Genomic DNA, 17,912 nt, shown 5'->3' with positions numbered 1-17,912 from the left:
AGTTTTCACCTCTTGCGAATGTGTTCTTCCAACGCCGAGAGGTCGCGGTACTGCTCCTCCAGCTGATGTCCCTCCTGCTTCAGGCGGCTAAGCTTGTCTTCGACCGCCTTGTCGAGGTCGCGGTAGGAGATGCCCAGCCGGCGTCCAAGAATATAAGCGCTCGCGATAAGTCCTGACAGACTGTCGGTGATACGCGCGGCGCTGCCCTCCCACATGGCCTTGAACAGGCGGGACACCTGATCCAGCACCTCGCTCTTAAGCCATTCGATAGACCGGGCTCGCCCGGCGACATCCAGATTCTGATCGATTGAAGACAAGTCGTGTCCCTCCTCCGAAAAAATCCCTGTCTGACGGCTGCCGCATGCGAATATCGCGCCAAAGCTGTATCCATCATTATAGCACATAAACTCGCCGCTCCAACAATGGCATTTGCTAGTCGGACCGGCGCGAAGGCACACGATAAATTTACATCCCCCCGTGAAAATTCCGGTAAAATAATCGTTATGAAAACCATCCAATTTATCGTCGCGCCGCCCCCCCGATTCGTTAAGCCGGGATATCGAATGCTTTCGGATCGCCGAATATGCAGGCAATCGTCCGCTGGAAGTCAAGGTTTGTCCGAGCGGATACCCCGGCATGGTGTACCAGATGGCCGCGGACCGGACTGCCGCGATCGACATGATCGCCATTCGTTCCGGTCAAGCCGCGGATCTTCCCGCTCTGTTTCTTCACGGACAAGGCTCGGAGCCGAGCATCATGCGGTTTAAAGCGAAGCCGTACACCACGATCCAGGTCGTGTTCAAGCCCCATGCGCTTTACAGCCTGTTCGGGTGGGATGCGGGCGGTCATCTCCAGCGTCTGTTATTTCCCGGCCAGTTCGGCGCGTCGGAACTGGAGCGGGCGCTCGTCGAAGCGGCTTCGAACGAAGAACGTCTCGGCCTGCTCCATCGTTTCCTCGCAGGCAAGCTGGAGCTGAGCGGCAGACGGGACGAGCTTGTCGAGCGATCTCTCCGCATGATCCGCGAACAGATCGGCACGATCGCCGTACAGGATCTCACGACTTCGCTATCCATCTCCGAGCGTCAATTTCAAAAGCGCTTCGCCCGCGTCGTCGGCATGCCGCCGCATTTGTTCATTCGCGTCAGGCGCGTCAACGAAGCGCTGCGAATGATGCACTCGGGGCAGTACGAACGGTTGGCGGACGTCGCTTACGCGCTCAACTACTATGACCAGTCTCATTTTATCCGCGACATGAAGCTGTTTTCGTGGGTGAGCCCGAAGCACATCGCGATGAAGGTAAGCGAATTCCACCACGATCTCGCCGGCTCCTCTTATTTATAAAATGGACGGTTTTGTCCAATTTTTTTATCGCCCCGGCAGGTATGATTCCCTTATCCCCCACGGGAACCATAACCCGGCCGCGAAGGAGCGATGACGCATGCGCAAAATCAAAATGTTAAACCGGATATCGATCGACGGCTATTTTGCCAGCCCGAACGAAGAGAACTTCGGAATGGACTGGTTCGTCCACGATCCGGAGGTCGATCGAGCCGCCCATGAGATGGGGGGCAGCATGAATACGCTGATGTTGGGAGGCGCCACTTTTCGAGGTTTCGAGCGCTACTGGTTGCCTGTCCTTCACAATTCGCACGCGCCATCCCACGACAGGGAGATCGCCGCCGAGCTGGCGGGCATGACGAAGATCGTATTTTCCAGAACGCTGGCCGCATCGGAATGGGCGAACACGCGATTCTACGACCAATCTCCGTCGGAGGTCGCCAGGCAGCTCAAGCATAGCGCCGATACGGACATTCTTGTGCTGGGCAGCGGCTCGATCGTGCGGCAGCTTGCGCGCGACAAGCTGATCGACGAGTTTATTTTTATCGTCACGCCTGTGGTAGCGGGCGCGGGCAAGACGTTATTTCCGGACCGGGCGCAGATCGGACTCACGCTGATCGAGTCGCGGGCGTTCGAATCCGGCAATCTGCTGACCAGTTACGCCCTCGACCTTGAAAGGTGACGGAGCATCTTCGCCGGCCCGGGCTGCGCGCGCAGCCCGGGCCGGCCTCCCGCTACGCCGTCGGCCGGACGGTCCATGCGTCCGGTCCCTTCGGCTGCGCGCGCAGCCCCATCTCTTCCAGCACGGACAACGGCATAAAGTCTCCGTTATCGATCGATAGCAGCTCGACGCTTCCGCCGTTCCAGACCAGCCGATGTCCGCGTTCGAGCATGAGTTCGCCCGGCTGCGGCCCCGTCCGCGACGAGAACGGCGGCATTGCTTCCCGGATTTTCTTGCCGGCCTCGAGGTTCGATCCTTCCATGCGGGCTGCCTGCCCGGTCTCCCCGCGTTCGGCCGCCAGCGTATGCGTCCTGACGTCCCAGCTCAATGCATAACCCAACGCCTCCAGCACCCTTACGTCCGCATAAGTCCGGCCGCGATAAGCGACTGCCGGCACGGCCGCCAGCTTCGCTCCTTCTGCCGATTGCAGCGTGAGCGCGCCCGCTCCCCCCTGCCGGCACGCGGACGAACGCGCTGCGGATCGGCTCGCCGGCGCGAACGCTCTTGTGCAGCCCTAGGCCGTCCAACGCGATCCGGCCGCCGATCAGCACGTAGCGGATGCCCGCGGACGGCAGCTCCGGCCGCTCGACCGTGGACCGGTCTCCGATCTTCGCATAGTCGAAGATCACGATGTCCGCGTCCATTCCGCGCGCGATCCGCCCCTTTTTCCGCAGCGCCGGCGCTTGCCGTTCGAGACGCTTGGCCGGCATCAGCGACATCTTCGCCACGGCGTCCATGAGCGAGATGACGCGATGCTCGCGCGCGTACAGGCCGACCGTGCGGGCGAACGTGCCCGAAGCGCGCGGATGATTGTTGTTGCCCGGCTCCAGAATGGCATCGCTGCCGATCATGACGAAGGGCGCGGCCAGCGAATCCTCGATATCCCGCTCCGGAATGGCGTAAGCGACCGCGAGTTTTCCCTCTTTTTTTGAACGTGCCGAACGTCGTCTCCGTCAGGCGCTCCGACGTCCCCGCGATCTGCAGGTCCTTGTAAGTGATTCCGAAGCGCTCCTGCCAGCCCGCGTCGAACCGCGCCGAATTGAGATACGTCCCCCAATAGTCGTATGGATACGTGCAAGCGGTGATATCGAGCCCCTCCGCGCGCGCCTTCGCCAGCATGTCCAGCGACTGCTTCATGGAGAAGGTGCCGCCCGTGCTGTTGATGTGGTCGACGTGGACGGATGCGCCGGTCTCCCGCGCATAGCCGATAATCTCGTTCATCGCGTCGATGTTCGTGCCCGGCTCGGTCATGTCGGAGTATCTGGCGTGAAAATAGACCGGCACGTTGTACTTGTATGCGAGCCGCATGAGCGGCAGCACTTCTTCGGCGCCGATGCCCGGCACGTACTCCAGGCTGAACGAGATGCCGAGCACGCCGTCCTGCAGCGCCTGTTCCGCCTCGGCCGCAAGGCGACGGGTCTGCTCGGCCGTCGCCGGCGTGTACAGGCCGATGCCCTGCTTGTTGCGCGCCTTCGTATAGAAGAAGGAGGCGCCATAGTGGAGTGGCGTCTTCGCGCGCGCATAGTACGGGTACCACTTGCGGGGCGCGTCCGTGCCGCCGTGCATGGCGATATTGGACGTGACGCCGTCGGCGATCTTGTTCCAGACGCCGAGCGGGTTCGGGTCGTAGGACAGATTGTCGATAAAGCCCGGCGCGACCACCAGCCCGCGCGCATCGATCGTGCGCCGCCCTTTGACCGGCCGCTCCGTCACCAGCGCGATGCGGCCGCCTTGAACGGCGACGTTGACGCCGCTGCGGTCGAGGCCCGTCTCCGGATTGATCACCCTGCCGCCCGCGATGACAATGTCGTACACGCGACCCAGCTCCGTTGCGCTCGGCTCGTCCAAGGCAGATGCCGGCTCCGTCCTTTCGGCCTGCCATGTGCTTGCGCTCCCAGCCGCCGGCGCCGCTTTTTCCGGACGACTCAAAGAAGCGGCGTACCGTCCCGGATACCCGAACGGACTGCCGCTTCCTCTAACAGCCGCGGCAGCGACCGAGGCTGCCGCGAGGAGAGCGATCGAATAACCGACCGCTCTCCAGCGTTTTCTTTTATTCATGCGGGATTCCTCCAAGGTAGCTTCGAATGGCGTCCGCTGCTTGCGATGCCATCCTTTTCCACCTTTAAGCTTCCCGTTTTACCTTCTTATCATCCGTGCCGTGTCCGATCAGTGATCCGGCGCAATAGTCGATGATATCGCTGCGACGCACGATGCCGATGAACGCGCTGGTGTCGTCCACGACCGGGACGAAGTTCTGGCCCTTGGCGAGCGAGATGAGATCTTCCATATTGGCATCGATTTGGACCGGCTTGTTCGTCGTACGCAGAGGCACTTCAGATAATGGAATGCGAGCGGTCTGCTCGAATGATAGCCCTTCGCGATTTTTGAGATACCACAACAAATCGCCTTCCGTAACGGTCCCTACGTACTTCCCGTCCTCGCCGAGCACGGGCACGGCCGTATACCGATGGCGCTCCATCCGCTCGAGCGTCTGGCGCAGCGTGGCGTTCGAAGGCAGGCATACGACCTCCTGCTTCGGCAGGAGGAAAAACGCGATATTCATTTGTTCCTCTCCTCTAGCGCGTTGCGATTCGAATCCACCCCATTATACCACGCGTTCCGAAGTGTCTCCAAGGACGCAGCCGCCAGCGGCGCCAGATCGATCCATCCGCATCGGGCATCAGACCGTTTTGAAAATAGAAACGGCGCGCTGCAGGTCCTCTGCCAATACGGCCAACGATTGCGCGGCCGCGGCCGTCTCCTCGCTGGCGGCGGCGGATTGCTGGCTCGCGTTCGAGATGCTCTCCACCGAGCCGAGCACGCTGGCCGTCTGCGCGGACTGTTCTTCGCTTGCGGCCGCGATCTCGGACATCATATGGCTCGTCTTGTTGACGAGATCGCTGATGCCGTCGAACGCTTCGCCCGTGCTCCTGGAGTAGCTTGCGCAATCCTGCACCGCGCCGACGCTGCTTTTCGTATTTTGCTGCATGCCTTTAATAATCCCCGTAATTTGCTTGGTCGCCTCCGTGCTCCGCTCGGCCAGCTTCCGCACCTCGTCGGCGACGACCGCGAATCCGCGTCCTTGCTCTCCCGCCCGCGCCGCCTCGATGGCCGCGTTCAATGCGAGCAGATTCGTCTGGTCCGCGATATCGTCGATCACCTCGATGATCTCTCCGATCAGGTTGGAGTCTTCCTCCAGACGCGCCATGCTGGCTTCGACCTTGGACATGCTGTCGACCGAGGCCCTGATGATCTCTCCTCCGTCTTGGGCTTTCTTCATCGTCGTGTCGGATATTTCGTACGCCTTTTCCGTATTTCCCGCTACCGTATGTATGGCGGAGGATAGATCCTTGAACAGTTCGCTGATCGAAATGGCGGCGTTCGCCTGGCTCATGCTGCCGCTGGCGACCTCTTCCGTGCTCGCCGAGATCTCCTGCGACGCGGCCGACAGATTCTGCGCGCTGTCCGCGATCGACTGCACGGTAGACCGAAGCTTGATCACCGTTGTATTGGCTGCGTCGGCCAGTATCCCTATCTCGTCCTTCGTACGGATATCGGTCGTATGTCTCAGATCGCCGTCGGCTATCCGTTTCAGCAGCTCGACGACCTTGGCGATCGGACCGGATATGATTTTGGCGATCCAGTAGCCGAACATGACGCTGATCAGAACGCCAAGCGCGATGATGACGATCGTCGTGATCTTGGCCGAGTTGTAGCTTTTCTCCCCCTTGTCTCTCGCCGCTTCCGCTTCGCCTACGTTGATGTTGACGAGCTCTCCCAGTTTAGCCATGAACGCTTGGGCGGTGGTCGTATAATCGCCGTCGATGAACGCCTTCATCTCGTCGTTGGCCCCGCTTTTGTCCAAAGCCAACAGCTGCTCCGTCCTTTTTTGATACTGCGTCCATCCTTCCAGCAAGGGATCTATCTTGCTGGCGGACGTCTCCGACAATTTGGTTTTCTGGAAAGCATCCAATCCGGCTTGAACAAGCGCTTGCGTATCGGTTATTTTATCGCGAACGGTTTGTTTATCCGATTCGGCGTTGGTCATATACAGCTTGCGCACCTGCGTCCGTACTTCGTTCAGGTTCGACTGCGCCATTAATAGCTGTTGTACGGCGATAAGCTGGTTGTTGTACATGTCCTTCAGGTTGCTGTTGCTCGTACCAAGTCCGTTCAGTCCGTAGATCCCGACGATCGCCATGAGCAGCGCCATTACAATAAACGAAGCAATCAATTTGACGCTCGTTTTCAAATCGTAAAACCATTTCATGCTCTCCACCCCTTATGCTCGTTAGATTTTGCGATTTGTTTTCTGCTTTAGGCGTAGAGGCTCTCCATGACCTTATCCATGCTGATAATTCCGAAAAGGCCGTCGGCATGCTTGCCTATCGCGATAAGGCTGGATTGCTGTCGGTTTAAAGATCCTTCGGTTGTTTGTATCTGCTCGAAGGTGAGCACGCTGCTCACATGATCCACGATGATGCCGAGCGATGCCGTTCCATGCTGGACGACGACGATTCTCGTACGCTTGTCTTCCGTCTTCTCGGGAATGCCGAACAGCTTTCTTAAGCAAACGACGGGGAGAATGCTGCCCCGAAGACCCGTTATGCCTTGCACATAATAAGGCGCTTCCGGCAAGGGCGTTATTCGCTGCATTCGGATAATCTCCTGAATCTCCGATATGCGAATGGCGTAACGTTGTCCTGCCAGACCGCATTCCACGTACTGCTCCCTTTCGTCGTGCATTATTGGACTTCACCTCCCGGTTCGCCAGGCTGGCTGCGGACAGGCGTCGTGTAGAAAATGCGGATCTGGTCGGCCATCGAAGCGAAGCATTCGACGATCGGCAAGCTGAACTGAGATCCGGCATGGGCGAACAGCTCGGCGATAGCCTCCTCTATCGATTTTCCTCTGCGATAGGGACGATCGACGACCATGCTGTCGAAGGCATCCAGCACGCAGCACACCCTCGCGCCAAAAGGAATTTCATCCTCTTTGAGCATCGATGGATATCCCGTCCCATCCCACTTTTCGTGGTGATGACGAACGACGTCCATCGTCGTCAGCCCGATGTTTTCATTTCGGAGCAGGTACGCCCCCAACTGAGGATGCTCTTTGATCAGCCCCCCACTCCTTGCTGGTGAGGGGTTTGATCGAATCCAGGATTTCATTGGGAATGACCAATTTGCCGATATCGTGCAGCAGGCATCCGCTTACGATCTCCTGCCTTTGCGCATCGTCGATCGGCAGCAACGAAGTGAGCTTTTCCGCCAGCCAAGCTACCCTGAGACTGTGTCTATAGGTATCGGCGTGCTTGTCCCTTAGGGTTTCCAGCCAATTCATCGTCATGCCGGACTCTGGCGTCAGCTTGTTCAGCAATGGGATGCTATTGCGCATGTGGCCTCCGAATTTAATTTTTTTTGGGCAAAAATGCCGTTGAAATAAAAAAAGAATAATCGTTACCGCGATTCTCCTTCCGTTTTGTTTATTCGAACGATACGAATGTCGGACAATTATAGTTGTACGACCCAGGAAAGGCAGGCAGGCTAAGTATGGTGGAACACGCTTCAGCGACCTTAACCGATGATGAATCGGTCGGCACGATGGATGACGACGCTGTTGTCGATATCTTTTTTGTCCCTCTTCGAAAAGTCGGCCCACACGCAGCGGAATTACCGCAGGGCGATTCAGCAATTCAGAGAATTTCTAGGTGAAACCCCACTATCCAAGGTTACGTGGCGGGAAATTGAATTTTTTAAACTGGGTTTGACGCGAGGAACGTTAAATCGCACAAAAAAAACCGTTATCGGCAGCCAGCGTCGCCGCTCTCGTCGCGCCTCTGAAATCGCTATACAAGTGGGGCAGCGATCCGAATATCGGCGTGTTCCTCAAAAACCCGACTACGTCCGTGAAGCTTCCGTCCGTCAAAGTAACGAGCTCCCGCCATTTTCTTACGCTTGAAGAGCTCCAAATGCTGCTGCATGCGCTCCGTGCCCAGAGTTTCCGCAATTATTTGATCGGTCTTTGCCTGGCTACGCTCGGACTGCGGGTTTCCGAGCTGGCGGCTATTCGCCATTCTCACTTTCACTTCAATCCGTCCGAGACGACGGTATGGCTGAATGTCATTGCGGGAAAAGGGGGAAAAGCAGGGAGATCAAGGTGCCGAGCCAACTATGGAAGCATTTGTCCGATTATATGAAAGCCGGACCTGAAGGGATGATTACGGCAGGCGTTTCTTCGCGGCTGTTCGATCTATCGCCGAGGCACATTGAACGTATTATCAAGGAAGCCTCCAAGGCGCTGCACGGCAAGACGCCTACGCCTCACTGGCTCAGGCATACCAGCGCCACGCTCGCCCTGCTCGGCGGCGCCTCGCTGCAACAAGTGCAGGAGACGTTGGGCCATACGCATATTAATACGACCCAGCGCTATCTCCACACCGTCGAACAAATCAAGAAATCCGCGACCGACTTTGTGGAGGAGAGCATAACGGGATTGGGAAGTGGCGCCTAATCGCTTTTTTTTTAAAGGTTTGCTTGAATTCATATTGTCGGATTATGTCTATTGTCCTATAATGTATTGTAGTATTTTGTTTTTTTTTGGTATAAATTTAGGCCCAATGTCGTACAACTATAATTGTACGACATCGATTTACATAAGCAGTATACGTCATTACACCCTTACCCATACAGCGGATTTTACGCTCAACACGAGCAAATCCCCGACGCTGCCGCATTTGCAGAGGTCGGGGATTTTTATCGTAATGTATAGGTTACATGAGAGTCCGTCCGGGGGAATGGCTTTAGCCTTAGCGATCTATAGCGGTTAGTCGAAGCCTGATCGTGCGCAATGCCTGTCAACCGCCTATCCGCCGATATGCGCTGCTTCATCTCGCGAAGGGGAATTGCGCGATATCCCGCACTGGGCACGCCGGTCGTCGCCCGCGGTACACGTTCGCCTTAAAGCCTGCAATTATACAGTTATTTTCGCCAATATCGATCCTTTTAAACGAAAAACTGCAAATACGCATTTATTTTTCTTCATCGGTCTCTTTTTCAGCTTGTGCTTTGAATTTTCCTGTATATTTGCAGGCTTTTCATTATTTCCAGTGGGACGATCGGACATTCATGTACAAATGCAGGCTTTTCGATTCGCCCATTGATGAAAAACGCCGGCACGCCAAAGTCCGTCTGCCCTGCTTTCTAGAGCAAATATTAAAAGGCTATGCCCTCATGGAGGACATAGCCCTGGCTGTCGTTATCCGCAGCCTGTAAGGTCACCCGACTCAGTCGGTGGTGTAAGGCAGCAGCGCCATCTGGCGGGAGCGCTTGATCGCAACCGTCAGCATACGTTGGTACTTGGCCTTCGTGCCGGTCACGCGACGGGGCAAAATCTTGCCGCGCTCGGAGATGAACTTGCGGAGCAGGTCCAGATCCTTGTAGTCGACGTGCGTGATCTTGTTTACCGTGAAGTAGCAAACTTTGCGGCGCTTGTTGCGTCCGCGACGGAACTTGCGGGGCTCGCGTTGTTCGCGGTCGCCGCCTCCGCCCGGTCCGCGGTTCTCGCGGGGCGTATACGTGCGCTCTTCACGAGCGGCTGGTGCTTGTTGTTCGCTCATTTATAGTACCGTCCTTCCCTGTCTTAGAATGGCAAATCATCGTCCGATATGTCGATCGGCTTGCCGTCGTCCGCGAATGGATCCGATTGGTTGTTGCCGCCTCTGGAGCCGGAGCTGCGACCGCCGCCGGAGTTGCCTCCGCCGTAATTGCCGCCACCACCACCGCCATATCCTCCGCCGCCGCTATTGCCGCCGTTACCGCCTCCGCCGTACTCGTCCCGTCCTTGCGATCCGCCATCGCGGTTCGGCGATTCGAGGAAGCGTACGTTGTCTGCGATGACTTCGGTGACATAGACGCGGCGACCTTCGTTGTTCTCGTAGTTGCGCACCTGAATGCGCCCCTCGACGGCGGCCAGACGGCCCTTCCGAAGGTAGTTCGCGCATGTCTCGGCCAGCTGGCGCCAAGTGACGACCGGGATGAAGTCCGCCTCGCGTTCGCGTTCGCCCCCGCCGGAATCGCGGGAGAACGGGCGGTCTACAGCCAGCGTGAATTGGGCTACGGCCACGCCCGCAGGCGTATAGCGAAGCTCGGGATCTTTGGTTAAGCGTCCGATCAGAATAACACGGTTCAACATCTTCGGTCCCCTCCTGCGAGTGACGACTTGAACGGCGTTAGCCGCCGGGTATTGCGTGCTGTGCTGACTTAAGCGACTGCCTTAAGCGACTTCGCGTACGACGATGTGACGAATGACTTCGTCCGTGATCTTCAGTACGCGTTCCAGTTCGGTGACAACAGCCGGCTCGGCCGTGAAATGAACCAGCACATACGTCCCGTCGCGGTGCTTGTTGATCTCGTAAGCGAGGCGTTTCTTGCCTTGTACCTCATGCTTCGTGATCTCGCCGCCGTTCGCGATGATGCCCTGGAATTTCTCCGTGACAGCTTGAACGGACTCTTGGTCCACGTCCGGACGAATGATGTACATCAACTCGTAGTTGCGCATCTTCGTTACCTCCTTTTGGTCTTTGGCCCCCCGATTCGATACCGCAGAACCTGTCCGCGGCCGAGGAGCAAGGAGTATGCCTTTTTTAACGCATACCCGAATAATTTATCACATTCGCCCGCATACCGCAAGGTTTTTCCCGCAACACTAAGGCCGGGAGGTGATCATCCATGGGCGAACAGACACAGTTCGAACCGGGCGACCGCGCGCCGAACGGCGGTCATTACATGGAAGTCGGCGAGGACGCTTTTCACATGAACATCGAGGACCCCAAGCATGTGACGCTGGAGAAGGGCGAGCGCTTTCCGGAGACGACCAACCACAATCGCAAATGGAAAAGGGTCAAACAATTTTAAAGGGCGCGTATAACGCCGCCCGGGGCCGGACATTCTAATTACCGGCGACGAACAGAGAGGTGTTGGTTCCGTTGAACCTTTGCAGGCAACAACCCGCAGGAGGAACGTCGAAGACGGAGTAGGAAGCGAGGGGTTGTGTCGCAGACATGGTCCTGCAATGCACGTTATCGCGTTAGCGAACCTTCAACGAGCCGAAGCGCCGGGATGAACCGGCAACGTCACGCACGACAGGAAGTCCAGCTTCGATTAACGTCGCCCGGAAGACCCCGCGAGGGGTCTTTCGTCATGCTTTCGTCATGTGGTCGTTACCCCGGATTCACCTTGGTTCGATGTCGGTATCGGACAACCTGGGCGTTTTACTTTTTGATAAGGATGGTTAAACTGTGCTACACTATGGTTAAGTTATAGTTAAAAGGGGGGGCTGCCGATGACTAAAATGAATCCGACGCGCTCTGCCGGCGATCTGATCGCCTGGCTGCTGCTAGCCGTATTCATGATCTTCTCGACGCCTACTCCTACGTTGGAATCGACAGTCGGCGAATCCGCCGCATCTAACCTCCGCGGCACCGAGTTCCATACGCACGTTCAATCCCGCACGCCCGATTCTGCGGCACCCAAGCCGAGACCGGGCACTCCCATGCTGTTCCTCATATACGCTTTAATCTTGCGTTTATCCAGGCTTCCTTACCGTCTTCCCGCCCATCACCGCGCGCATATCGCCTCGGTGCACGTCCTGCTGCGCAGACGCCTGCTGCGGCCGCTTCAGTTTTCCTCCACTTACGTCTCCTAATCCGTCTATTTGACAGCAGCTCGCGCCTTCAATTAGGCAGCGTGTATTTCGGTCTGTCCTTTCTTCTCCCTCGTTTGACGCTTATTCGCGATTTTGTCTGCACCCTCATCTGCCGTCATTTATCGGCAGGTTTCTTTCCTTAGGCTCATTCATGAGCTGAACTTCCGCATACAGAAAGGATGTTGTCCATGGATATCAGAGAGACGGATCTGCCCGGCGTCGGGCGGAAGTATCGAATCCTCACGCGCAGCGGCGACCGGCTCGTCGTCGTCATTCACGACGACGGCCGCCGCGAGCTTTATCATTTCGAATACGACGACCCCGAAGACAGCATCTCCATGATCACGCTCGACGACGACGAGGCGCGTTCGATCGCCGCGATCGTCGGCGGCATGACCTACAAGCCCCGCACGCTCGAATCGATCGAGATCGCGCTTAACGACCTCGTCATCGAATGGTTCAAGCTGGAGGCCCGCAGCCCTTGCGTCGGCGTCTCGATCGGCGACCTTGGGATTCGGCAGCGCACCGGCGCCACGATCCTTGCGATCGTCGAGAAGGACCATGCCAAGCATATCACGCCCGGCCCCGACTTCATGCTGACCGCGGATTCCATGCTGATCGCCGCGGGCGAACGGGAAAACCTGAAGGCGCTCAAAAGCATCCTGACCGGCGGGGGAGGGTTAATATGGACCATCTCGTGCTGGAAGTCGGCTTGGCCGTGGCACTGATCGCCCTCGCTGGACTCATTTCCGCCAAGCTGCGTTTTTCGGTCATTCCGTTTTATATCCTGATCGGCATGGCCGTAGGACCCCATTCTTTTAAACTTTGGCATCTCGACTTTCGCTTCATCGAGAGCGCCTCGCTGATCTCGTTCATGGGAAGGATCGGCGTGCTGTTTCTCCTGTTCTACCTCGGGCTGGAGTTTTCCGTCGGCCGGCTGCTCCGGTCCGGCAAGTCGATCGCGTTCGGCGGCACGATCTACATCGCGATCAACTTCACGCTTGGCCTTGCGTACGGCTTTTTGACGGGCTTCCCGCTGGCGGAGACGCTCGTCATGGCCGGTATTACGACGATCTCCTCCAGCGCCATCGTGGCTAAAGTTCTTGTCGATCTCAAGCGAACGGCGAATGCCGAGACCGAACTCATTTTGGGCATCATTATGTTCGAAGACGTCTTCCTCGCCGTCTATATCTCGATTTTGTCCGGCCTCGTCCTGAGCGATTCTTCCTCCGTCTGGGGCGTCCTCGGCTCCGCGGGCATCGCCTTCGCCTTCATGCTCTTCATGCTGGTCGTCGGCCGCAAGTGCGTGCCGCTCCTGAACAAGGCGCTCAGCGTCCGCTCGAACGAACTGTTCGGCCTCATCGTCTTCGGCGGTCTCTTCCTCGTCGCTGGCTTCTCCGAGACGATCCACGTCGCCGAAGCGATCGGCGCGCTGCTGTTCGGCCTCGTGCTGGCGGAGACCGAGCATATCAAGCGGATCGAACATTTCATTCTGCCTTTCCGCGATTTCTTCGGCGCGATTTTCTTTTTCAGCTTCGGCCTCACCATCGACCCGCTGACGCTTGCGGATGCGCTCTGGCTGTCCCTCGGCGCCGTCGTCGTCACTTTGATCGGCAACTATGCCGCCGGCCTTCTGGCGGGCCGCAGCGCCGGTCTGTCGAGCAAAGCCTCCTCCAACGTCGGGTTAACGATCGTGGCCCGCGGGGAGTTTTCCATTATTATGGCCAACATGGCGAAGGCCGGCGGCCTTCTCGTCATTCTCCAGCCCTTTGCCGCCTTGTACGTCCTCATTCTGGCGATTCTCGGTCCGCTGTTGACGAAAGAATCCAAGCACATTCACAAGCTGATCGGGAAGGTGTTCAGATGGAACCGTTCGGCGGACAATCAGGCTGCGTAGCGAGTGAATCGGTCTTATCCTAACTTATCCCGATTTTTGAGCATCTCCATCTCACCGAATCAGGAGGACAGCTATGGATATCTCCAAAAACGCTTCTCGCATCCCGTCGCTCGGCTTATCCCTTAACCGTATCGCATGCGTGACCAGCCGTCGGGCGGACGACATTCACGAGGCGATCTCGGCGCAGCTCAAACTAAAACGCGTATGGGCGCACGGCGATACGCTCGGCTATCCCGTGTTCCGAATCGAAGCGGTCGCCCTCTCCCGGATCGCCCGAGACATCGATCCGGCTTGCTCGATCGAGGTGATTCCGCTTAGAAGAAGATGAACGCCGTCCCATGAAAAAAGAAGAGACCCGCATGTTGTATTCGGGTCTCTTCTTTATTGCGCAAAATTGCGCAAAACGGCCGCAAAAAAAGCGGCTCCCGGATGGGAACCGCTTGATGACTTATGTATGGCGGAGAGGGTGGGATTCGAACCCACGCACGCCTTGCGACGCCTAGATGATTTCGAGTCGGATTGTTGGCGTCTGTACTCGTAAAAAAGCCCGTCATATCAACGTTCAGCGAGCGGTCACATTACGGAGATGGTCATATATTTGGAGATTCCGGATATTTTCGGAGCTAACTACGGAACTCGTAGAGGAATATGTTATTTTCCGCTTAAACAACGGAATCAAACCGGCAACCGTTAACCAGAATATACGGACATGGAAGGTATTCGGTAACTTGCTAGTTGAGCGTCAGTACTTACCGTGAAACGCTTTGAACGTAAGCCAACTAAAGGCGAAGAGGTCCGTTATTGAGACATTCAGTCGTGATCAATTGAAGCGTGTAATATCTCTGAACGATCGAAATACATTCTGTGGTCTGAGAAATTACACTATAATGATGCTTTGGCTTGAGACAGCTATTCGACGAGATGAGGCACTCACTATTCGTCTTAACGATATTGAATGGAATCGCGGTCTAATCCTTATTAACGGTAAAGGTCGGCGCCAGCGCTATGTCCCATTCCAAGAGACATTTAGCAAGATTCTACGCCAATATATAAAGGTTCGCGGAAAGTTAGACATGGACGTATTATTTGTCAGTGAATTTAATGAACCATTAAAAAGTCTCTCAGTAAACGACTACTTCAAGAAACTCGGACAAAAAGCGCGCTTACCATTACGTTGCTCTCCTCATACGTTCCGATATACGAGCGCGCGAATGTACATCGAGAACGGCGGAGATTCGTTTAGTCTTAAAGATATTATGGGGCATTCGACACTTACCCAAACATTACATTACGTTGATATGTGGGGGAAAAACGTAGCGGAGCGCCACTCTTTATATAGTCCATTAAAACAACTTCTACAGGGATAGTGGACTAATATATCAAAAATCGCTTTTCAATGCAACAAAAATGTTGCGTTCCCTTTGCTTTTGTAGCAAAATAAAAAGAGACCGTTATTTGCAGATAACGGCCTACATGACTAAAGCGAACGAAGCATTAGTGTTTCGAAAATAGGGGCCTTGTCCGCCAAGACTAGGGGCCTCTTTTTCGTTTATTTAATCACCAGTGCGATAATCGATACAGCAACACCGAGCAGGGCCACCACTAACATTCCAAAATTAATCAGGATGGTTATAAGTTCACTCGTCTTCAGTTATTTTTCCTTTCTCTTCGGTTCGCCCGTCATATTTACATTATACAACATCTTCCGTGCACCCACACATAACAATCGTCGACCGTCGCGGTAAGTTTTCGCCTAATATTTAGTCATTTACTTTTTTACTTTTTTAATAAGTTCGTTAATGGGCTAAACCTCGCGTGCTGCTCCGCAACAGACTCCGCACTCAATTGTACATACTTACGCGTAGTGGCGATCTCAGCGTGTCCTAGAAGCTTCTGCAGGTGGAATACGGACATTCCGTTCTCTGCCGCCATTGTAGCGAAGTTGTGGCGCAATACATGCGGTGATACCGATCGGTCGAACTTCGCCTTCTTCGCGTAATTATCGAACATCTTTTTGCAATGTCTTCTCGTTTAATGGTTCTCCGTAATTCGTTGTAAATACGTAAGTCGATTCAAAGTGCCGTTCAGACTCGCAATAAACTGCCGCATCAATCTGGCCGTTTCCGTGGACAAGGGCAAGACGCGACTTTTACGATTCTTATTCTTAACCACCGGCAAAACGAACTGCTTCCGTATGAAGTCGATTTCTGGCTTCTCGACCGTGCATATTTCGTTTAGTCGCATTCCCGTATCCAAGATTAAGACGAGGACGACGTAAACCCTCCACTGCGCCCACCGCGTTTGATCCGGAGCTTTCAAGAATCGCTGCAGCTCCTCACGCGTCAAAGGAACCACCGTATCGACGTTCTGGCGCATCAGAGACACGTTTAGAGCCCCGGATTATGACCGATAACCTCCTCGCGGCTTAGAACGTCCTCAGAACGTGTATACGGACGTTTACGGAGGCTGGTGAGAGTCCTTTACGGCCGGCTGCATACTCCGATTTAAACGGATGGCCTCCGTAATACTCCTTATCCTTCGCGCAACATCACGGTTGTGATAGCGGAAACTTCTACGTTACCGTGACGCTCCTCCAATCATTCCGCGAAGTAACTCATGTTCTTTATGTAGCCGCCAAGCGTTCTCTCCTTCAAGTTGCTTGCGAGCTTAATCCGCATTACGTATGGATTGCCTCGCGTAGCGTACACGAGGGGAGCCCGATCTCCGCGATCGGCTGGCGGCTTGATACCGTTTTTTTACCTGTGCGCTTATCCATAAAGAAAAAACCTCCCACGCTTATTTCGCGTAGAAGGTCGAATCAGTTAGGCGTTATGTAATCAGCTAGCGCTTTAACGTATATTTCGCGGTCAGCTATAGTAGTACATTCCGCATTGAAAACCGCATAATAGCGGGCTTTTGCGAGTGGTGGCGGAGAGGGTGGGATTCGAACCCACGCACGCCTTGCGACGCCTAGATGATTTCGAGTCAACCCCCTTGGACCACTTGGGTACCTCTCCGCAGCAAGGAATATCGTATCACAGTTTCGGACAACTTGCAACCCTGATTTTAGATCGGTTTGGACGCGTTTATTCCGCTTCTTTTTTCGGCGGATTCCGCTTCTTCGCGCGGCGCTGCCTGCAGCATTTTTTTCATGCTTTTCTCGAACTTCGCCCGCGGCAGCAGGATGCTGTGCTTGCACTTGACGCACTTGATCCGGATATCCATCCCCATTCGGATGATCTCCATCTCGTTGGCGCCGCAAGGATGCGGCTTCTTCATCTGAACGATGTCGCCGAGTCCGAACTCCTTCCTCTCCATCCGTTAGCTCCCCGCCCTCTCCATCGCTTCGATCGAATAATAACGCGGATTGCCCGCAGCTTCGAACGCCTTTTTAACCTCCGCATTCAGGTGCCTGGATACGGTCGCTTGCGTGTTGGGCCGGCACAGCACCGTCAGTCGCAGGATCACGTCGCTCGCGGTTATCGACTGAATGCCAAGAAACTCCGCCCTGCCCACGATATTCGTATCCTCGAATTTCGCCGCCGCGCTTTTGACGATCTCCGCCATATGGTCCAGATTCTCTGTCGCGGCTACGGACACATCCACCACGGCGAGCGCATTGTTAACCGAGTAGTTCGTCACGTCGGAGATGTTGCCGTTCGGCAGAATATAAATCTCGCCGGTCCAACTGCGAATCCGCGTCGCCCGAAGCCCGATCATCTCCACCGTTCCTTTGAACTTGCCTCCGACTTCGATGACGTCGCCGACGGAGAAGTGATCTTCGAGGATGACGAAAAATCCCGTGATGACGTCCTTCACCAGACTCTGTGCGCCGAAGCCGATGGCCAGACCGATCACGCCCGCTCCCGCGAGCAGCGGCGCAAGATTGATGTCGAACTCGTTGAGCACGAGCAGCAGCACGATGAAGTTGATGATATACGTCGCCGTATTCTTAAGCAGCTTGCCCACCGTCTGAACTCTTCTCGTCCTGAGCTTAAGCCGATTCGACGCTTTCGGATTCATGAAGTTATCGACGACGCGATTGATCACGATGCGGACGATCCGGCTGACGATAAGGATAACCAGAATTCGCAGCACGACCTTCAGCACGCTCATCCACATGTGGGTATCGCTTAACGAATCCCAGATATCGTCTAAAAACTGCTGCCATAGCGTAAGCTTTTTTTCAATGGACTCCCCCCGCACCTTCCAATAAATAAGGCTGTGGATATCGGGACATTGCCGCTTCAC

21 protein-coding genes, 1 tRNA gene and 2 pseudogenes are annotated in these 17,912 nt (G+C 55.6%); 9 read left to right on the top strand and 15 right to left on the bottom strand.

What is annotated here, in order from left to right; all coding sequences use genetic code 11:
* Window positions 1-5 precede the first annotated feature (5 nt).
* The gene (locus tag OMP40_RS17975) at window positions 6-317 is read right to left on the bottom strand and encodes a MazG-like family protein (RefSeq protein WP_420871997.1); all 312 of its coding nucleotides are present in this window, start codon (window positions 315-317) and stop codon (window positions 6-8) included.
* Window positions 318-558: 241 nt separating this feature from the next.
* Here OMP40_RS17975 and OMP40_RS17970 point away from each other — a divergent pair, with 241 nt between their 5' ends.
* Together OMP40_RS17970 and OMP40_RS17965 are read left to right on the top strand one after the other, a co-directional pair.
* Window positions 559-1,341: a helix-turn-helix domain-containing protein gene (locus OMP40_RS17970; protein WP_338131211.1), complete on the top strand. Its 783-nt coding sequence runs from the start codon at window positions 559-561 to the stop codon at window positions 1,339-1,341.
* A 97-nt stretch (window positions 1,342-1,438) separates the two neighbouring features.
* Complete coding sequence (locus tag OMP40_RS17965; RefSeq protein WP_277533474.1) at window positions 1,439-2,020, top strand: dihydrofolate reductase family protein; 582 nt, start codon at window positions 1,439-1,441, stop codon at window positions 2,018-2,020.
* A gap of 52 nt (window positions 2,021-2,072) precedes the next feature.
* Here the strand turns inward: OMP40_RS17965 and OMP40_RS17960 are convergent, their stop codons facing one another.
* The 7 genes and pseudogenes from OMP40_RS17960 to OMP40_RS17930 all read right to left on the bottom strand — a co-directional run bounded on the left by OMP40_RS17960 (window position 2,073) and on the right by OMP40_RS17930 (window position 7,456).
* The gene (locus OMP40_RS17960) at window positions 2,073-2,456 is read right to left on the bottom strand and encodes a hypothetical protein (protein ID WP_277533473.1); all 384 of its coding nucleotides are present in this window, start codon (window positions 2,454-2,456) and stop codon (window positions 2,073-2,075) included.
* Between the two features lie 193 nt (window positions 2,457-2,649).
* Window positions 2,650-2,910 (bottom strand): annotated as a pseudogene (locus OMP40_RS17955) (amidohydrolase family protein); the annotation flags it as partial.
* Window positions 2,911-4,181: 1,271 nt separating this feature from the next.
* Complete coding sequence (locus OMP40_RS17950) at window positions 4,182-4,622, bottom strand: CBS domain-containing protein (protein WP_277533472.1); 441 nt, start codon at window positions 4,620-4,622, stop codon at window positions 4,182-4,184.
* 117 nt (window positions 4,623-4,739) lie between these two features.
* On the bottom strand, window positions 4,740-6,329 hold the full coding sequence (locus tag OMP40_RS17945) for a methyl-accepting chemotaxis protein (protein WP_277533471.1): 1,590 nt from the start codon (window positions 6,327-6,329) through the stop codon (window positions 4,740-4,742).
* 47 nt (window positions 6,330-6,376) lie between these two features.
* Window positions 6,377-6,805, bottom strand: a complete 429-nt coding sequence (locus OMP40_RS17940) for a chemotaxis protein CheW (RefSeq protein ID WP_277533470.1) — start codon at window positions 6,803-6,805, stop codon at window positions 6,377-6,379.
* Entirely contained in the window at window positions 6,805-7,161 is a 357-nt protein-coding gene (locus OMP40_RS17935; RefSeq protein WP_277533469.1) for an HD-GYP domain-containing protein, read from the bottom strand. The genes OMP40_RS17940 and OMP40_RS17935 overlap by 1 nt, the downstream gene beginning before the upstream one ends.
* Window positions 7,136-7,456, bottom strand: coding sequence for an HD-GYP domain-containing protein (locus OMP40_RS17930; protein WP_277533468.1), 321 nt, complete (start codon window positions 7,454-7,456; stop codon window positions 7,136-7,138). Before OMP40_RS17930 ends, OMP40_RS17935 begins: the two co-directional genes overlap by 26 nt.
* A 627-nt stretch (window positions 7,457-8,083) precedes the next feature.
* On the opposite strand from OMP40_RS17930, the gene OMP40_RS17925 reads away from it, so the two are divergent.
* A complete protein-coding gene (locus OMP40_RS17925) occupies window positions 8,084-8,572 on the top strand; it encodes a tyrosine-type recombinase/integrase (protein ID WP_420871996.1) in 489 nt (162 codons plus the stop codon).
* 772 nt (window positions 8,573-9,344) lie between these two features.
* Here OMP40_RS17925 and rpsR read toward each other — a convergent pair.
* The 3 genes from rpsR to rpsF form a co-directional block, all read right to left on the bottom strand.
* Window positions 9,345-9,677: a 30S ribosomal protein S18 gene (gene rpsR / locus OMP40_RS17920; RefSeq protein ID WP_217596509.1), complete on the bottom strand. Its 333-nt coding sequence runs from the start codon at window positions 9,675-9,677 to the stop codon at window positions 9,345-9,347.
* Window positions 9,678-9,700: 23 nt separating this feature from the next.
* The gene (gene ssb, locus OMP40_RS17915) at window positions 9,701-10,252 is read right to left on the bottom strand and encodes a single-stranded DNA-binding protein (RefSeq protein WP_277533466.1); all 552 of its coding nucleotides are present in this window, start codon (window positions 10,250-10,252) and stop codon (window positions 9,701-9,703) included.
* Window positions 10,253-10,333: 81 nt separating this feature from the next.
* The gene (rpsF, locus tag OMP40_RS17910; RefSeq protein ID WP_277533465.1) at window positions 10,334-10,618 is read right to left on the bottom strand and encodes a 30S ribosomal protein S6; all 285 of its coding nucleotides are present in this window, start codon (window positions 10,616-10,618) and stop codon (window positions 10,334-10,336) included.
* A gap of 170 nt (window positions 10,619-10,788) precedes the next feature.
* Between rpsF and OMP40_RS17905 the strand changes: the two genes are divergently transcribed.
* The 6 genes from OMP40_RS17905 (at window position 10,789) to OMP40_RS41900 (ending at window position 15,028) form a co-directional block, all read left to right on the top strand.
* Window positions 10,789-10,974 (top strand): YjzC family protein, encoded by a 186-nt coding sequence (locus tag OMP40_RS17905; RefSeq protein WP_217596506.1) that lies wholly within the window; start codon window positions 10,789-10,791, stop codon window positions 10,972-10,974.
* 427 nt (window positions 10,975-11,401) lie between these two features.
* The gene (locus OMP40_RS17900) at window positions 11,402-11,764 is read left to right on the top strand and encodes a hypothetical protein (protein ID WP_277533464.1); all 363 of its coding nucleotides are present in this window, start codon (window positions 11,402-11,404) and stop codon (window positions 11,762-11,764) included.
* Window positions 11,765-11,952: 188 nt separating this feature from the next.
* Window positions 11,953-12,492 (top strand): cation:proton antiporter regulatory subunit, encoded by a 540-nt coding sequence (locus OMP40_RS17895; protein ID WP_277533463.1) that lies wholly within the window; start codon window positions 11,953-11,955, stop codon window positions 12,490-12,492.
* A complete protein-coding gene (locus tag OMP40_RS17890; RefSeq protein WP_277533462.1) occupies window positions 12,450-13,661 on the top strand; it encodes a cation:proton antiporter in 1,212 nt (403 codons plus the stop codon). Before OMP40_RS17895 ends, OMP40_RS17890 begins: the two co-directional genes overlap by 43 nt.
* A gap of 73 nt (window positions 13,662-13,734) precedes the next feature.
* The gene (locus OMP40_RS17885; protein ID WP_277533461.1) at window positions 13,735-13,989 is read left to right on the top strand and encodes a hypothetical protein; all 255 of its coding nucleotides are present in this window, start codon (window positions 13,735-13,737) and stop codon (window positions 13,987-13,989) included.
* A 436-nt stretch (window positions 13,990-14,425) separates the two neighbouring features.
* A complete protein-coding gene (locus OMP40_RS41900) occupies window positions 14,426-15,028 on the top strand; it encodes a tyrosine-type recombinase/integrase (RefSeq protein ID WP_420871995.1) in 603 nt (200 codons plus the stop codon).
* Between the two features lie 409 nt (window positions 15,029-15,437).
* Here the strand turns inward: OMP40_RS41900 and OMP40_RS41895 are convergent.
* The 4 genes and pseudogenes from OMP40_RS41895 to OMP40_RS17870 all read right to left on the bottom strand — a co-directional run bounded on the left by OMP40_RS41895 (window position 15,438) and on the right by OMP40_RS17870 (window position 17,912).
* Window positions 15,438-16,037, bottom strand: a pseudogene (locus OMP40_RS41895) (tyrosine-type recombinase/integrase).
* 550 nt (window positions 16,038-16,587) lie between these two features.
* Window positions 16,588-16,678, bottom strand: a tRNA-Ser gene (locus tag OMP40_RS17880).
* Between the two features lie 49 nt (window positions 16,679-16,727).
* A complete protein-coding gene (locus tag OMP40_RS17875; RefSeq protein ID WP_277533460.1) occupies window positions 16,728-16,979 on the bottom strand; it encodes a DUF951 domain-containing protein in 252 nt (83 codons plus the stop codon).
* A gap of 3 nt (window positions 16,980-16,982) precedes the next feature.
* Entirely contained in the window at window positions 16,983-17,912 is a 930-nt protein-coding gene (locus tag OMP40_RS17870; RefSeq protein WP_277533459.1) for a mechanosensitive ion channel family protein, read from the bottom strand.

Source organism: Cohnella rhizosphaerae (assembly GCF_029525575.1).
Taxonomy (GTDB): Bacteria; Bacillota; Bacilli; order Paenibacillales; family Paenibacillaceae; genus Cohnella; species Cohnella rhizosphaerae.
This window is presented reverse-complemented; position numbering and strand designations above follow the sequence as displayed.

Excerpts from the sequence above, each read along its gene's own strand:
- ssb (WP_277533466.1), bottom strand. The coding sequence starts at position 10,252 with ATGTTGAACCGTGTTATTCTGATCGGACGCTTAACCAAAGATCCCGAG.
- OMP40_RS17965 (WP_277533474.1), top strand. The coding sequence starts at position 1,439 with ATGCGCAAAATCAAAATGTTAAACCGGATATCGATCGACGGCTATTTT.
- OMP40_RS17945 (WP_277533471.1), bottom strand. The coding sequence starts at position 6,329 with ATGAAATGGTTTTACGATTTGAAAACGAGCGTCAAATTGATTGCTTCG.
- rpsF (WP_277533465.1), bottom strand. The coding sequence starts at position 10,618 with ATGCGCAACTACGAGTTGATGTACATCATTCGTCCGGACGTGGACCAA.
- OMP40_RS17885 (WP_277533461.1), top strand. The coding sequence starts at position 13,735 with ATGGATATCTCCAAAAACGCTTCTCGCATCCCGTCGCTCGGCTTATCC.
- OMP40_RS17900 (WP_277533464.1), top strand. The coding sequence starts at position 11,402 with ATGACTAAAATGAATCCGACGCGCTCTGCCGGCGATCTGATCGCCTGG.
- OMP40_RS17895 (WP_277533463.1), top strand. The coding sequence starts at position 11,953 with ATGGATATCAGAGAGACGGATCTGCCCGGCGTCGGGCGGAAGTATCGA.
- OMP40_RS17905 (WP_217596506.1), top strand. The coding sequence starts at position 10,789 with ATGGGCGAACAGACACAGTTCGAACCGGGCGACCGCGCGCCGAACGGC.
- OMP40_RS17890 (WP_277533462.1), top strand. The coding sequence starts at position 12,450 with ATGGACCATCTCGTGCTGGAAGTCGGCTTGGCCGTGGCACTGATCGCC.
- OMP40_RS17875 (WP_277533460.1), bottom strand. The coding sequence starts at position 16,979 with ATGGAGAGGAAGGAGTTCGGACTCGGCGACATCGTTCAGATGAAGAAG.
- OMP40_RS17930 (WP_277533468.1), bottom strand. The coding sequence starts at position 7,456 with ATGCGCAATAGCATCCCATTGCTGAACAAGCTGACGCCAGAGTCCGGC.
- rpsR (WP_217596509.1), bottom strand. The coding sequence starts at position 9,677 with ATGAGCGAACAACAAGCACCAGCCGCTCGTGAAGAGCGCACGTATACG.
- OMP40_RS17940 (WP_277533470.1), bottom strand. The coding sequence starts at position 6,805 with ATGCACGACGAAAGGGAGCAGTACGTGGAATGCGGTCTGGCAGGACAA.
- OMP40_RS17950 (WP_277533472.1), bottom strand. The coding sequence starts at position 4,622 with ATGAATATCGCGTTTTTCCTCCTGCCGAAGCAGGAGGTCGTATGCCTG.